The organism is Parasphingorhabdus sp. JC815, from assembly GCF_040717415.1.
Classification (GTDB): Bacteria; Pseudomonadota; Alphaproteobacteria; order Sphingomonadales; family Sphingomonadaceae; genus Parasphingorhabdus.
The window spans coordinates 255,871-271,041 of sequence record NZ_JBFEFM010000004.1; the positions used below are offsets into that span (position 1 = coordinate 255,871).

The window sequence follows — 15,171 nt, forward strand, 5'->3', positions numbered from 1 at the left end:
GACCGTGCTCCGCACTTGATGCGGAGGCCACCTATGTGTTGTGCTCCGCACTTGATGGGTTGCCTGGAGTAGCTGCCAAGCCCCCTCACTGTAAATTCCGCATCAGGTGCGGAATACAAAGACACGATCACCGCCCCTGCAATATCTGTTTGAGCAGGATTTTGAGCGCAGGCGTCATCCCCGCCAATCCCTTCGCCATCATCGCTTCGTTACATTGCGCGCGCGTCAGATCGTCCGGACGATCCCGGATAACATGCCAGAAAAGCGCGGCCATTTCGGACAATAACAGCCGCCCGTCTGCGGCCCGCTCGACCAGATCGAATAGCGATCCCAGTTCCTCTTCCGCAGCGACCAGCGCGGCGAAACTAGGCCGCAAGACCAGATGGTAGCCGTCCAGCACCAGCTCCGCCTCGCCCCTGATAGCATTACCCCGATCAGACATTGATCACCGCGCCAGAGCTTTCGAGGCTAAGCGTATACGTCCGCTCACCGTTATAATCGCCGCTATAATCCAGCCGCGTGACCAGAAAATCGCCGCGCATTTTATCGCCGCCTTCAAAGCTCAGCTCATAAGCGTCGATCACGCCGCCGAGCGCGTGGTTTTTAATCCGGGCCTCCGCTGCCGAGCCGGTAAACACGCCCGCTCCCGACACCGAGACAGACCGCACCCCCGCGCCCGACAAAAGTTCGCGCCAGCCGCCGCTGTCTTTGTTGGTAATCGCCACCGGCGCGCCATTGACCGACAATTGCGTCGTACGCAGGCCGGCAATGGTGGAATAAGCCACCGGATTACCGCCATCGCCAATTTTCAGAAGAAATGAATTACCGTTTTCTGCTGCCATGATCATGGTCCTTTTTTTGATTGTGTGTGTTTTTTATGGCCTCAAGCGCCGGGCGCGGGCTTCTGCAAAACCCTCGCGCGATATTCGATCAAGCCGTTCCACGGGCTCACCGCACTGCGAAGCACTCTTGCGCGGCGAAAGCCGAAGGTTACGACTTGCCAGCCCCCGCCATCCGCCAGCCCGCCGGCCAGTGCATCCTCCACCAGTGCCATCACGCGGTGCAGCCGCTCTGCGCTTGTGCCATCGTCATGCACGCTCAGCGCCAGGCTTAATTCCCGGCCCGTTCCGCCCTTAAAGCTCCAATCCAGCGCCGGTCCGGTGGCCATCGCGATATAGGGGAAATCCGCACGCGGTGGCGGGCCGTCGTAAATGCCGGTAATCACGCTCATCAGCGGTTGATGCGCGTTCAGCGCGGCGATCAGGCATTGCTGGACCGCTTCTACAGCGCCGCTCACCGCATACCGCGCAGCAAAAATGCTACGTCGCGCAAGCCGCTGTGACCGGCCATTTCGCGGTGCAAGCCCTGTCCCGAAACAGTCACGCCCTCACTGGTTTCAGTGACAGAAAGGGAAGAATCCAGCTCCGCAACCAGCGCCGTCTTGACCTCTGCTCTGGCTTGCTGTGCTGCTGTCTCTGCCAATATCTCCGCCTTTTGTTTCAATTTTTCCATCAGCCTGTCTCCTCGGCTTGCAATAAGGTTTTCGGTATGAAGCGATGATCGGCGGCCACGCTACGCACGTGCATTTTACGTCCCGCCCAGAACAGGTAATCTCCGGGCAAAATCATATCCGTTTGACGCAGCATGAAGCCCCATCGCGGCATCGCCGTCCGGCTTTCGCTCATGGCTTCCTCTCCGGTTCCCATTGGCTCTGCCGCCGCGCGGAAAGTGCCGATCACATCGCGTGCCAGCCCCGCTGATCCGGAGGCATCGCGCTGCATCGAGGGGCGTTCTATGCGGATATTCTCGCGCAGCAGGCCGCTAAATTCCCCGCTGCCAGATTTCCCGCCGCTCATGCCAACCGCATCCGGCGGTGCGGACGCCACAGTGCGGTGATCGCGCTTGGCGGATTACCCGTTTCGCCGTCACGATGCGTATACAGATAACCCGCCAGCCGCACCGCGCCGTGGCGCAGGGTCGCCGGAACTGTGGCCCAATCCGCCGCCAGCCCCGCTTCATAAGTCACCGCAATCCGGGTCACATTACTGACCGGATGCAGTTTTACCCAGCCACTGCCATCGCTATCAATATCCATCGCATAGGCGGAGGCAGGCAAAACGGTCGCCGCGCCATCGGGCGCCACCGCCTCGACCAGCGTAATCGCCTGCACCGGGCGTTTGGACAGTTTCTGCCACTCTCCGCGCACCGGCATCCGGTCTGACACCGGGCGGGCAATCAGCATCTGTCCGATGAAATTTTCGCACAAATGCACCGCGCTAGACAACATCTGGGCAATCGCGGCGTCATCTTCGCCATGGTCAAGGCGCAGGAAACCCTTGACCTCCTGGATTAACTCTACCGGCATAGCGGGCAGGTTTTCGGGTTGGAAGCTCATGGATCGGGCGTCCTTTCTGTTTGGGTTGTAGGTGTTTTTTATGAACTCAAGCGCCGGGAGTTTTTTATTTAACCTCAAGCGCCGGGCGCGGGCATCCGCCCGCTTGGCTACGCGCCAATAAGGCGCGGCGGCCAGTCGGCCTTGCCTCGCTGCGCTCGGAGGGGTGAAAGTTCTATAGGTTGCACTCTAGCACGCCATATCGAGGGAGCGCCAGTCCGACGCGAAGCGGAGGCAAGCGCAACCGCGCGCCCGAGCTTATGCGAGGAAAGCCAAGCAGGCGGATGCCCGCGCCCGGCGCCTGAGGTAAAATAAAGACTCGGTCCAATAAAGACTCTCCCCTCCCTTTTAGGGAGGGGAGAAATCCCTTTAACTCACGCTAAACTGCATCAGTTTGATCGCTTCGCTGTTCATCACCTGACCGCTCACGCGCTTGGTGGCATAGAAATGCACGAAGGGTTTATTGGTGAACGGATCGCGCAATATGCTGGTCGCGCTGCGTTCTGCGATCAGATAGCCTGAACGGAAATTACCAAATGCGATCGACAGGCTGTTCGCCGCAACATCTGGCATATCTTCCGCTTCAACCACCGGATAACCCAAAAGCGTATCCGGCTGACCCGAAGCCAGTGACGCCTGCCACATAAATGCGCCATCGGTGGTTTTCATCTTGCGGATTTGCGCCAGCGTGCTGCTGTTCATTACAAAGCTCGCCCCCTGCCGATAAGCGGGTTTCAGCGCGTGGACCAGATCGACCAGTGCGTCCTCCCCATCGGCTGCGGCAAACCCGCCTGCCGCGCCTGAGGGAACATATTGCAGCGTTCCAAAAGCGCGAATGTCATCGGGCTCCGCCGTGACAAGAGCGTTCAAAAAACCGCTTGGTTGATTGACGCCCGAACCACCGACAAAGGCCGCCCCCTCGGCAGCGGCAAATTCGCGGGCAATTTCATCGGCCAGCCACGCTTCGACATCAAAGGCCGCGTCATCCAGCATAGACTGCGATGCCGCCGGATTGGCATAAAGCTCGCCGCCCGGAGGAGCAATTTCATTGAAATTGGGCGTGTTGGTTTCTGGCCGACCAGCGGTTTCGCTCACCCATCCTGACGGCGTTCCGCCATTGGTGACAAGTTTGCGGTATCCCGCGCTGCCGGTTTGCACCACAGTAGCAATCGAGCGAATAGGCGAAATATCTTTCAGCGTCCGGCCAATCAGCGCATCAATTTCACGCGGCACGGCAAAGCCGCCTTCGGGACCGGAGGCACCGGTAAAACTTTTCAGTTCAACCCCGGCATGGTCGCCCCGGCGCAGATATTTGCTGACAAAATCATGCGAAGCGGAAGAGCGCATGCCTTTCACCCCGTCTGTATTTCCCGACAGAACAGGCCGCGCCGATACCCGCGAAATTTCTGTCATCTGGGTTTTCAAGCCATCCACATCGGTACGCAAATCAGCAATGGCCTTGCCGTGTTGCTTGAACTGATCCTCGGTTTCCTCCTTTACTATTTCCGCATCGAACGAGGCTTCCAGCGGATCGGCTTTTACCTCAAGCGGGGTCGAAATGGCAGTGTTAGAAGTTTTCATAATATTCCTTTCTTGTGGGTAATAAAAAGGCCGCCCGAAATGGGACGGCCTGTTGTTTGTGCTCCGCACGTGATGCGAAAGTTGGGATGGCTGTCACGCCCGCTTACTCTGGACTCCGCATCACGTGCGGAGAACGGCGCGTTCAGTTGATCAGATGCACTCGCGCCAGCGGCTGCATCGGGTGCGTCACCAGCGATATTTCCGCAACGTCCAGCGCCTCCAATATGCGCGGACGCCGACCCGCCGAATGGGTCACGCGATAGCCAAAGCTAAGTCCCCTCACCGCGCCGTTCACCAGCATTTCCGCAGCTTCCCGCCCTGCTCTGGTCGTTGAAAAACTACCAATAACGCGAAGGCCGCGACGGTCTTCGCGGGCATAATCAATGCTGCCGATGCGTTGCAAAGGGCTGTGCTGCCACAACAGCGGGAGTATCTGCCCCTTACTTAGCGCGCCAAACGCACCGGGCCGGATAATATCCCCGCCCCGGTCGATATGGTTGAAAATCGCGGCATATCCGGCAAAGCGCACGGCGGTCATGCGACCAGATTCCCGAAACCCAGCCGCATCGCAATACTGACTAACAGCAACGCAAGCACCCCGCGCACGGCCCAGGTAATCGCCGCTTTCCACGCGCTCGCCTTTGCATCGCGCCACGCCCGTAACAATTCGCGCAGATCGTCAATATCATCCTGCGCCGACGGATCGGCCAATCCCAAACGGTCAAGCACACGCTTTGCCCCGCTATCGGTCGCCTCCTCCACAATCGCGCGGAGCGTGACAAGATCAGCCCCATCGCCTTCCGCCTGCGCCACCAGGCGGGCGAGCATTTCATCATTTTGCATTGATTTTTCCTTTTTTTAGACCGAGTTTTTTTGGACCTCAAGCGCCGGGCGCGGGCATCCGCCCGCTTGGCTTTCCTCGCATAAGCTCGGGCGCGCGGTCGCGCTTGCCTCCGCTTCGCGTCGGATTGGCGCGACCTCGAGATGGCGCACCAGGGCGCAACCTAAAGAATATTCACCAGTCCGAGCGCAGCGAGGCAAGGCCGCCAAAAATATACTGGCGTCCGCCGCGCCTTATTGGCGCGTAGCCAAGGGCGCGGATGCCCGCGCCCGGCGCTTGAGGTAAAATAAAGAATCCCCCTCACACCTACCCTCACTCGATCCCCAGCATCGCTCTTTTCTCTTCTGGCGACAGGAAATCCGCCTCGCTTACCCGCTTCCACAGGCTCGCCCGGTCTTCGGACAGCGCGGGGATCTGGTCGCGGTCCACCCTCATACGCGTATCATCCCACCACGCGCCCAGCGCGGCGGATAGCGCTTTCAATATCTTGCCCGTCATCGGCAAAATCGTCAGCCGGATCAGCGCGCGGTTGGCTTCGCGGTAATTGGCGTAGCTATTATCGCCCGGCAGGCCGAGCAGCATCGGCGGCACCCCGAAAGCCAGCGCAATTTCTCGCGCAGCCGCGGCTTTGAGCGCGACAAAATCCATATCCGCAGGGGTCATGCTCATCGACTGCCATTTCAGGCCGCCTTCGAGCAGCATGGGCCGACCGGCATTGCCCGATCCGGCAAAACTTGCCTCCATTTCTGCGCGCAGCCGGTCAAACTGCTCTGTGGACAACACTCCGCCATCGGGCCCGGGGTCAAAAACCAACGCGCCCGATGGCCGCGCGGCATTGTCGAGCAACGCTCTGTTCCACTGCGCTGCTGCGTTGTGAACCGCCACCGCTTTCGCCGCCGCGCCCAGACAGCCCAGCCCGTAATGGTCATCGGTTGGATGGAATGTCTTGATATGGATGATCGCAGGCCTGCCCATGGCATCAAGCGCGGGAAAGCGCGTCTGATGTTCCCCGGCGCGATAGAGATACGCCACCGGCCAGCCGGTTTCATCCGCTTCAACCGAGATCCGGTCGGGGCGCAGCGTATAGAGCGCATCCGGCCTGCCATCCGCTCCGCAAATCACCTGCACATAGGCATTGCCGTGCAGCATCAGATGCGCCGCGAGCGTTTCGAGCAGCGATTGCCCTTCGTTATCCGCCGCGATCAGGCCCGCCAGCGCGTCATTCATCGGCGCAAGCGGCGCATCTGCCACCGCTTCGGCCACAATCCGCACAGCGCGTTGCGCTACCGGATTTTCGGCATAGGCTTCGCGCACCTGCTCCACATAAGAAGAAGGCGCTCCCCCCGAAAAAGAAGCGCCCCCGTAAGCGGCGATATATGACCGCCCCAACGGCGGCCGCAATGACCCGCCCCCGCCTTTTAAGGCAAGGGAGATATTATCCCATAGTTTCATGTTAATTTCCTTTTTTTTGTACCTCAGGCGCCGGGCGCGGGCATCCGCCCGCTTGGCTTTCCTCGCATAAGCTCGGGCGCGCGGTCGCGCTTGCCTCCGCTTCGCGTCGGTTCAGCGCTCCCTCGAGGTGGTACACCAGTCCGAGCGCAGCGAGGCAAGGCCGACTGGCCGCCGCGCCTTATGGCGCGTAGCCAAGGGCGCGGATGCGCCCGCCCGGCGCCTGAGGTTAAATAAAAAAATCCCCCCCCTAGACCCGCACTCTCGGTTCGCGTCTCTTGCCCAGTAACAATTCCGTCAGCGCATAGACCAGCGCGTCTGCGCGATCGGGGGAGCGGCCCGGCCCTTCATAGCTGCCGCCGATCAGCAACCCGCACATCTCGTCTTCCAGCCGCGCAAAACGGCCAGCGTGCATCACCCGCCCCGCTTCATAAAGCGCCGCGACAGGTTCCGCCCGTGCCACCTTGCCGCGCGATGCGTGGACCAGCCGCACGGGCAACGCGATGTTCGCCGCGTGCAGGACCGATTTCACCATGTCACCGCCCTGATTGGCCTCCGCCACCACGCGGTCGGCGCCCCATTTTTCGGCCGCATGAGCCACCGCCCTTGCCCAGGTTTCGGGGCTGGGCTTTTCGGCGCTATGATCGGCCAGAACCACGGCGCAATTATCCGCGCGCAGCCCGGCGACAATTATCCCGCACGCATCGCCCGTTTTCGATGCCGGCGGGTCCACGCCGATAGCTATCCGGGTTAATGCCTTAAGCCCCTCCCCTTCAGGGGAGGGGTTGGGGTGGGGAACAAGGGTAGCGTGGGGAACAAGGGTAGCGTGGGGAACAAGGGTAGCGTGGGGAACAAGGGTGGCGTGGGGAACAAGGGTCGCGTGGGAAGCAGGGGAAGCGGTTTGGACTGCCCCACCCCCATCCCCTCCCCTGAAGGGGAGGGGGGAAGCCCGGCACGCTTCAATCATCGCCCGTGTCCACAAAGCGCCTTCCAACTCCTCGATCAGCTCACCGTCCAGTTCCTGACGCCCCAGCCGTGTTTCGCCGTAATCCGCTTCCATCACTTTGATAAACGCCGCCGGCAGGTTCATCACATTATCCGAGGTTCCGCCGCGCGTAATCACGACGCCCTTGTCATTGACCAAGCCGCGCACCAGCGGCACGGGCCGCGGGGTGGTCGTCGCCGCGATTTTCGGCGCACTGCCCAGCCGCAATCCCATTTTCAGGTTATCCCAAGCCGCCTGTGCCTGACCGGCATTATTAACCCATTTGGCAATTTCATCGCACCACGCATGGCTATGTTGCGGCCCGCGCAGCCCTTCTGCCTCTGCGGCGGAGTATAAATAAGCCTCTGCCCCGCCCGGCCAGCGCAACCGTTTCAGCGATGGCTCCCACACGGGCCGGTTTTTTGGTGGCGCAATGGAAAGCAAGCCGCTCTCTCCCTCCACCATCACCATTCGGGTTTCGGCAAAATTCGCGCCAACCAGCGCAAATCGCGCACTGCCATCGCTCTCGGCAATCCCGCGCACCCATTCCGCTCCGGCGCGGGTCTTGCCAAATCCGCGTCCCGCCATGATCAGCCACACGGTCCAGTCACCTTCCGGAGCCAATTGCTCATCCCGCGCCCATTTGTGCCAACTGCGTTCATATAACAGCCGGTATTGCGGCCCCATTTCCTTAAGGAACATCTCCCGCTCATCGGGCGGCAGCGCGTTGATCTGCTTTACGGTAATGACATCATCTTGCATCGCCCACGCCTTTCGCGCCGATAGCGCTGCTATCAATACACTCCTGTTTCCGGCGCTTTTCCGCCTGATAGGCACGCAGCCGCTCGTTCACTTTTTTCAGCTTTTCATCCAGCGTATCGCGCACTGGTTCCGCCCGGGCCTCCGCCTGGGCCGCCGCCTGCTCCGCCCGCACCAAAGCCACAGTTTCCCGGTGCAGGCGCAGCAATTGCAACGCCATTTTATTATCATAATCCCGCACTTTGGCGACTTTCTTCCCATGATAATAAATCGTGCGCTTTACCCCTTTGCGCGCGCGGTCCAGCATTTCCATTTCCAGCAGCTCATAACCGGCGGCCAGTGCCTTTAACCACGCCGCCGCAAAATCAGGATCTTTCTCCCTCCACAAATAGAGCGTCGAATTGGGAATTTTTGCCTTCTTTGCCGATTTTTTAACACTGGAATTGCGCGCCAGATGTTTCAGAAAAACCGCCCGCCTTGTCGTAAAATGGTCCCCGCGCGGGTCCAGATCGTCTTGGGAATCTTCAGATGCTTCGGCCATATCTATCCTCTCGCCCGGATCACCATCCGGACATAAAAAAGGCCAGACGCGCCAAAACAGGTCGTCCCCAAGGGACCAATCCTGTTCCAGAGCCGCCCGGCCCGAATCACAATTTCTCGATGTTCCTGATATGTACCCAAACAGCGTGACAATGTCAAGCAGTTTGTGCCTATTTGGTTATTTTTATTAGAGCGACCTAGCCAGCCATAGTCCCATCATCTAGCCACAGTGCCATCATATAGCACTGTCATTGGCCCCTACCCCAAACTCGTCATCCTGAACTTGTTTCAGGATCCATTGCGAGGACATAAAAACCTGTTTGTATGCGAAATGTAGGAAGCCAATACATAGTGGTGAAACAAATATTTAGAGAAGCAGTTCTTTTTCATCACTCGTGTCAACGGGTGCTATGCCACGGGTTTCAACGCTGGGTCCTGTCTGTCTGGTATCGACCCAACTTCAGTCATTCGGGACGCAGCTTCTCGTTCCCTAAATCGGTCATTTAGCGGGATACACTGCCGCGCTCCGCCACCTGCGCAAGGCGTCATCGTATCCTGCTATTCTATATTATAGCTTCCGAGCAGTCCGATTTGCCCAAAACTGCTAAAATCGTATCATAGGATGTGAAATGAATAATTTCGTTCTATACCAAATAACATGAGACAATTACTGAGCCGAATCATGGGGGAAAAGGGCATTGTGCCGGAAGCCGACAAGCAAATCGCAAATGCTGTGCCAGATACTGCTCTTGCGAATTATCTCAGTTATTATTCAACCCTAGCGGCTCCAGGGTACGCCGTTCTGGTGACTGGCCCTTGGGGAGTTGGCAAGACACACCAAGTGAAGAAGGTCATACCGGAGACCAAGCGCTATTTCGTGAGTCTTTACGGGCTCGATAGCGTGAATGCCATTCATGACGCAGTTCTAGCGGCATGCATTCCGAGCCTTAAAGCTGGGGAGTATGTAGCTACCTTCGGTGAGGTGGGTAAAGCGATGGGCGATCATTACGCCCTCGCGGGCTTCGCCAATAGCGTCTGGAACACGTATCTCCGGCAACGCTTAAAGTCGGATCGCACTATCGTTTTTGACGACTTGGAACGAAGCCCCCTTCAAACAAAAGAGTTGCTTGGGGCTATCAATTACTACGTGGAACATCGCGGCTTCCGTGTCGTCGTGATCTGCCATGATGAACGCATTGCAGCTGAGATAGCCGAACTTAAAGAAAAGACATTCGGACATACCGTTCAGGCCGTACCGCAGACTGAGGCGGCATTCGACGCGTTCCTTGCAGATATTACAATCCAAACCGAGAGCACTTTCGTCTCGGGAAAACGATCACTAGTCGAAGAAATTTGGGCGCAATCCGGTCAGTCGTCTTTACGCATTCTTAAGCATGTCCTTAACGACATTGCCCGGCTCAGTGCAACATTCGACCCACGGCATCTCGCCAATCAAGATGCCATAGACCATGTTCTGCGGTTCTTCTGTGCCTTGGATATCGAGGTGCGTGCAGGGAATTTGAACCGAGATTTATTGATCAAGCGAATGGAGCAGGCTGTCTCGGAGAGAATGAAACGAGAGGCACCTAAAGAAGAGAAGCCAGTTAGTGCTATTGTTTCTCGATATGCCTCTTCCGATCTTACCGGCACAATTCTGAGCGATGAGATCGTTGAGGCGACGCTTATCGAAGGTCGATTTGATCCCGAGCGCATAACTGCGTGGTTGGATCAAACTCAGTACTTCATTAAGGCGTCAGATGCGGCTCCGTGGCAGATCGTAATGCAGTTAGATGCACTGGACGACGATATCCTCAACGAGGGTATTGCTTTAATGCAGAGTCAGTTTGACGAACGCTCGGTGACGAATATAGGTGAGTTTTTGCACATAGCAGCGCTTCGTCTCATGATGGCCGAGCAGAATGTTTCCGGCCGAAGCATGGACGAAGAGACTAACCTTAGCCTGAAATATATCGACGACCTGTTATCCGAAGGTCGACTTCCTGCAGAATCATTAGAGTATGAGCCCTTTGATCGATTGTTCCAAGCTTATGGGGGATACAGTTATTGGACATCTGATACAACTAAGCCGCATTTCGATGAAATCTGTAAACATGTTAAGAATGCGCAGCAGCAGGCATTAAAGGATACATATCCAGACCATGCAAAAGAGATTTTACGCCTGTTAAAGGAAGAGCCTTCGTCAATCTACCAGACAATTTCACCATCCAACTATGAAACGAATCCCCTCGCACACATTCCGATCCTAGCTGAAATTTCCCCGAAATCCTTCGTAGATGCTTGGCTTGACGGGCCACGCAGTAGCTGGCAACTGACAATGTTGGCGCTCGACAACCGCTACGAACATGGGCAACTCGAACGACACTTACGTGATGAGCGGCCTTGGCTGATCGAAGTTGAACGGGAAATGGATGTCCGCATAGATGCTGCGGTTGGGCTCGACGCCTTTCGTCTGAAACGCATCAAACCAAATATATTCAATGAAATGCAGACCGCAGTCGAACCTAAGTGACTGTCTGAGCACGTGTCTGCATTCTTAGAATCCTCTCCGAAATTCGCCCTTCCGCTTCCCACCCAAAAGTTGACGCTAATTTAGCGGCACGAACTTTGACAAGCGCAATCCCAAAAATAGATCCTGAAACAAGTTCAGGATGACGAGGCATTTTTTAATCCGTCATTCCCGCAATAACCGTCACCCCCTACCCCAGTTCCGCCAGAACATCGCGGTAAACATCCGCTTTTTCATCCAGCGCCAGCCGCTCTGCGCGGGTCAGTTTTTTTGGCGTCGCCACCGGCTTTCCGGTCGCACTATCGAACAGCGATGATTGGCATAGCTCCGGTTTCAACCACGCGTTGATGGCGCGGGTCATTATGTCCCATAGCATCGCTGTCATACCCAAAATTCCCGCTTTTTTAAGCTTGCTTCTATCTCCCGCGCCCGATCGGGTGGCGATATGGTCGGCCTCTGCGCCCAATAATGCGTTGGTTTTTGCGCGGTCAAAGCCGGTGAGGATCAACGAGATAAAGCCGGAGCGACCGGAACCCAGCGTATTGGCAATCGGCGTGCGGCATTTTCCGCAATACCAGCGCAGCATGGATTTGCTGGTCAGATTGGCACAGGCGATCTGCTCACGCCCTTTGGTGATTTCAAATCGTGACAGGTCCGTCTGATAAACGGACGTTCCGGCATTATCGTCCAGCATCCATGTTTCATGGCCCAGATAGTGGGCAAAGACCTGACAATCATTGCAATGACAGACCAGCCGGCGGCCCCGCCGCGAGGATGCGTCATGCAACACGCCGTGAACAGCGCCACATTCGCATTGGAAATCAAGCGGTTGCGGGGGATTTGGTGTGGCGATCATTTGCGGTCCTTATACATATATATTACCGCCCCGCCTTTACAATCGGTTATCAATGTCAGAAATATTCGGGGCGGACTTCGTCCCGCGTCATGGGCGATTAGGTCGGGTCTGCTGAACGCAGACTTTCCTGCGGGGTTATTATTGGGAGATGCTTTTGCTTTCCGATAGTTCTGAGGTGCTTTCCGATAGTTTTGAGGCTGTCGCAGGACGTTTGCCGGAGGCGCCTAACAAATCATGAACCAGCCCACCGTCACCCCAAACCCCTTAATCCAGCGCTATCAATAACCTGTTTGGTGATATACTCCGCTGTCATTGCCGCCAGTTCGCGGCCCAGATGCCAGTCGAGTATCTGCATATCGGGGATGACCGGCGGGTTGACCAATATGTCATCCTCGCCCAGCATTTCCTTTGACGCCATGCGGCTTGCGACCACCATAGAGCGCGACATGATTTCGATGATCGAGGGAAACTCGGCCTCCCGCTTGCGCCGGAGCAGCACATCGCGCAACAAGGTCCAACGCCCGCGGATGTCATCATATTCCACCGGCGCGCGCCAGATCTCGTCCGGATCGCCCAGCGACACGACGATATTGGGGCCGGTTTTCAGTCCGTGCATGATCTTTACCGGCACATTGTCGAGCACGCCGCCATCGACCAATATATTTCCTGCGCGGTCAATAAATGGCGGCAAAATTGTCGGCAACGATCCCGATGCGCGGACAGATTCCCACAAGGGACCACGCCGGTGGATGTGCAGGCCGTTGGTCGACAAATTGGTAGAAACTCCAAAGAATCCAATGGGTTGGTCGGCAATGTCGGCGCTCCCGTAGCGCTGGCGCAGCTCTGCATCGAACACCGTCGGGTCGAGCAACGAGTAGAGCGGCAGGGTGAGCCGCCGCATCGCCTTTGCCTTGATGAACATGGCCTCCATCTGGTCCAGAGTCTCGTCCACACTAAGGCCGCTGGCAATCGCCGCGCCCATCGCGGCTCCGGCACTTGCGCCGCCGATGAAGTCAATCGGTATACGGGCATCGCGCAGCGCCTGAACCACGCCCAGATGCGCGCAACCAAGCGCCCCTCCGCCCGCCAGAACCAAGCCGATCGCACGCCCCGTCAGGAATCGCGCGACCTTCGCAAAGTCGCAGTCCCTGCCCTTTGCGCTGTCCAATGCAACATGGTGATGCAGCTTGGGATCGCGCGGGTCGATCCACGCCCCGCTATTGGCGATCGGATCAGTCGCCTTCTCGCGCACCAACAGCAACGTCCGCTGCGGCGCGGGAACCCAGTCCATCGCGGCGCGCTCCATCGCATTAGGCTCGGCATCGCAGGTGTCAGGCCGTCCCACCATGACCAGCCCATCGGCATTGCGGCAGACCTGCCTTCCCCACTTGTCGGCCCCGCTTCCGTCGATCAGGACATAGGCGCCCTTCGCCTCTTGCTGCGCCAACCACGCCTGATAGCCATCACCATCAGTTGCAGGGCAGCTATGTCTGTCCACGGCTATCACCGGCGTTTCGGGCTTTACAACCGCTTCAAACGCCGCTGTCAAACGCGGTAACAGCTCTTCTGGTAACGGGCTGTTCCCGGCGGGCAGAATGGCAATCACTCGCGGCGTGCTGCTTGACACCGATGCCGTGCGGGCAGTGGCGACTACGAGCCGCTGTGACACCAGCTTCAGCATCGCCTGAGTCAGCTCGGGATGTTCCTGTGCAATAGCGTCAAAGGCGCTGCGCGACACTTCCAGCACGGCCGAATCGCGAGTGGCAATCACATCGGCAGTGCGTTTGCCTCCAGCGAAGAAAGCCAGTTCGCCAACCGCTTCACCGGCCTCGATAAAGGCGACGATATGGAGCTTGTTGACCACCACGCGGAACCGTCCTGACTCGACAAAGTAGAGCGCACCAGCGTCATCACCCTGCGCCACCAATAGCTCACCCCCGCGGACAGGTTTGCGCTTTGACGCAGTCGCCAGCGCATCAAGCGCCGCGTCCGAAACTCCGGTAAACAGGGCATGACGTGCCAGATCAGGCCGATCAGCCAAAGACACAGATCAAACCACGGTCAGGCGGAACCTTGCCAGCAAGCATGTCCAGATAGGCGCTTTGTAAAGCCTCTTGCCCGGACAGATGTTCGACCGACAGATGATTTGCGACTTCTGTGACAAAGGCGGCAAACTGCTCATCCACCTTGGCGCGAAACGTAACCGGCCCGACTTCTTTGATAAGCGTTTCAGCCGCAGTTGGAGCAAAGAACAGCACCGGCTTTGGACCTTTCAGATCTCCTGCGCCATCGCGGGCGGTGACATGGGTTGCCCCGACCAGTGAACTGAACTTCAGATTCGAGTCCCAATGTGCATGAATAGCAGCCAACAGCTTGCTGTTCCCGGCGAAATCGACTGAGACTATCGGTTGATCGCTTACTGCCTTGCCTAGATCATCATAGGTTAAAACCTGATCATATAGTCCGGTCTGTTCAACGAAATCGCGGTTTGTCGGTGACGTTAGACCAATGCGTTTGATAGCGGGGCTAAGGTTACGGGTCACCGTCGCAAGGCCCAATGCGGTTTTCGACGATGCACTGGTAAGTAACACCGCTTCTGCGCCGTGCCAGTCATCCTTACGCATAACATCCTCGATCAGGAAGCTGGTCGTGAACAAAGGTTGATAAAGCGCCCGCTCGTCTTCCAGTTCCCCGGAATCTGTACCAAGTCGGTGATATTGATTATAGATGATCGCTAGCCCCTGACGGTGCTGTACACCATCCACAAAACCGGCATCAGAGAGATTCTCGGGCTTAACCACCAAATGGCTGGCCATCGGTAGATAGCCGTAAACCCGCTCCCCCTCAGCAATATCTGTATGGTTAGACTGGATCACTGTGGCGAACCCCCAGACCGGTACTATTCCCCAATCCCTATCACTGGTCGGGAAGAAGTTCCAGTAACCAAAGCCATCGCCAACCGCTGCATAAGTGATGTTATTTGCAGTTACTGCATATTTCTCGACCGCCATCAAAATCTCCCCTTTGGCAAGGTCCGGCGGCGGCAAATTGTGCCATTCGCTTTGAGAAAGATCGGTTTTCTTTACCCAGAGACTATTGATCCGGTCACCCATATGCACTGCTCCATCAGTTAAGAATCATGTTATTGTTCACGATTTTGCAAACTTATCATAGGCTTTCAAAATCATCTGGCAAAAGCATTTGCCAAAATTGACTTGGCTGCTAATTCTGTCGCGCTTGT

The 15,171-nt window shown here is 57.2% G+C and carries 16 protein-coding genes; 1 reads left to right on the top strand and 15 read right to left on the bottom strand.

Going from position 1 to position 15,171, the window contains the following annotated elements; all coding sequences use genetic code 11:
- Window positions 1–127: 127 nt before the first annotated feature.
- The 12 genes from AB1K62_RS11150 to AB1K62_RS11205 all read right to left on the bottom strand — a co-directional run bounded on the left by AB1K62_RS11150 (window position 128) and on the right by AB1K62_RS11205 (window position 8,548).
- Window positions 128–442 carry a gene transfer agent family protein gene (locus AB1K62_RS11150; RefSeq protein WP_367003614.1) on the bottom strand — a complete coding sequence of 105 codons (315 nt, stop codon included), beginning with the start codon at window positions 440–442 and terminating at the stop codon, window positions 128–130.
- Window positions 435–842 (bottom strand): phage tail protein, encoded by a 408-nt coding sequence (locus AB1K62_RS11155; RefSeq protein ID WP_367003615.1) that lies wholly within the window; start codon window positions 840–842, stop codon window positions 435–437. The genes AB1K62_RS11150 and AB1K62_RS11155 overlap by 8 nt, the downstream gene beginning before the upstream one ends.
- A 41-nt stretch (window positions 843–883) precedes the next feature.
- Window positions 884–1,297 carry a DUF3168 domain-containing protein gene (locus AB1K62_RS11160; RefSeq protein WP_367003616.1) on the bottom strand — a complete coding sequence of 138 codons (414 nt, stop codon included), beginning with the start codon at window positions 1,295–1,297 and terminating at the stop codon, window positions 884–886.
- Complete coding sequence (locus AB1K62_RS11165; RefSeq protein ID WP_367003617.1) at window positions 1,294–1,512, bottom strand: hypothetical protein; 219 nt, start codon at window positions 1,510–1,512, stop codon at window positions 1,294–1,296. Before AB1K62_RS11165 ends, AB1K62_RS11160 begins: the two co-directional genes overlap by 4 nt.
- Complete coding sequence (locus AB1K62_RS11170; RefSeq protein ID WP_367003618.1) at window positions 1,512–1,856, bottom strand: head-tail adaptor protein; 345 nt, start codon at window positions 1,854–1,856, stop codon at window positions 1,512–1,514. The genes AB1K62_RS11165 and AB1K62_RS11170 overlap by 1 nt, the downstream gene beginning before the upstream one ends.
- Entirely contained in the window at window positions 1,853–2,395 is a 543-nt protein-coding gene (locus tag AB1K62_RS11175) for a head-tail connector protein (protein WP_367003619.1), read from the bottom strand. Before AB1K62_RS11175 ends, AB1K62_RS11170 begins: the two co-directional genes overlap by 4 nt.
- A 366-nt stretch (window positions 2,396–2,761) precedes the next feature.
- Window positions 2,762–3,973 (bottom strand): phage major capsid protein, encoded by a 1,212-nt coding sequence (locus AB1K62_RS11180; protein WP_367003620.1) that lies wholly within the window; start codon window positions 3,971–3,973, stop codon window positions 2,762–2,764.
- Between the two features lie 142 nt (window positions 3,974–4,115).
- The gene (locus AB1K62_RS11185) at window positions 4,116–4,511 is read right to left on the bottom strand and encodes an HK97 family phage prohead protease (RefSeq protein WP_367003621.1); all 396 of its coding nucleotides are present in this window, start codon (window positions 4,509–4,511) and stop codon (window positions 4,116–4,118) included.
- A complete protein-coding gene (locus AB1K62_RS11190; protein WP_367003622.1) occupies window positions 4,508–4,816 on the bottom strand; it encodes a DUF6127 family protein in 309 nt (102 codons plus the stop codon). The genes AB1K62_RS11185 and AB1K62_RS11190 overlap by 4 nt, the downstream gene beginning before the upstream one ends.
- A 310-nt stretch (window positions 4,817–5,126) precedes the next feature.
- Window positions 5,127–6,266: a phage portal protein gene (locus AB1K62_RS11195; RefSeq protein WP_367003623.1), complete on the bottom strand. Its 1,140-nt coding sequence runs from the start codon at window positions 6,264–6,266 to the stop codon at window positions 5,127–5,129.
- A gap of 247 nt (window positions 6,267–6,513) precedes the next feature.
- Window positions 6,514–7,950, bottom strand: a complete 1,437-nt coding sequence (locus AB1K62_RS11200; protein WP_367003701.1) for a terminase family protein — start codon at window positions 7,948–7,950, stop codon at window positions 6,514–6,516.
- A gap of 49 nt (window positions 7,951–7,999) precedes the next feature.
- Complete coding sequence (locus AB1K62_RS11205) at window positions 8,000–8,548, bottom strand: hypothetical protein (RefSeq protein WP_367003624.1); 549 nt, start codon at window positions 8,546–8,548, stop codon at window positions 8,000–8,002.
- Between the two features lie 681 nt (window positions 8,549–9,229).
- Here AB1K62_RS11205 and AB1K62_RS11210 point away from each other — a divergent pair.
- The gene (locus AB1K62_RS11210) at window positions 9,230–11,077 is read left to right on the top strand and encodes a P-loop NTPase fold protein (protein WP_367003625.1); all 1,848 of its coding nucleotides are present in this window, start codon (window positions 9,230–9,232) and stop codon (window positions 11,075–11,077) included.
- Between the two features lie 187 nt (window positions 11,078–11,264).
- Here AB1K62_RS11210 and AB1K62_RS11215 read toward each other — a convergent pair whose 3' ends face one another.
- The 3 genes from AB1K62_RS11215 to AB1K62_RS11225 form a co-directional block, all read right to left on the bottom strand.
- Window positions 11,265–11,930 carry a DUF6151 family protein gene (locus AB1K62_RS11215; RefSeq protein ID WP_367003626.1) on the bottom strand — a complete coding sequence of 222 codons (666 nt, stop codon included), beginning with the start codon at window positions 11,928–11,930 and terminating at the stop codon, window positions 11,265–11,267.
- A gap of 250 nt (window positions 11,931–12,180) precedes the next feature.
- Window positions 12,181–13,977 (bottom strand): cyclic nucleotide-binding and patatin-like phospholipase domain-containing protein, encoded by a 1,797-nt coding sequence (locus AB1K62_RS11220; RefSeq protein WP_367003627.1) that lies wholly within the window; start codon window positions 13,975–13,977, stop codon window positions 12,181–12,183.
- Window positions 13,964–15,043 carry a DUF2855 family protein gene (locus AB1K62_RS11225; RefSeq protein WP_367003628.1) on the bottom strand — a complete coding sequence of 360 codons (1,080 nt, stop codon included), beginning with the start codon at window positions 15,041–15,043 and terminating at the stop codon, window positions 13,964–13,966. Before AB1K62_RS11225 ends, AB1K62_RS11220 begins: the two co-directional genes overlap by 14 nt.
- Window positions 15,044–15,171: the final 128 nt, after the last annotated feature.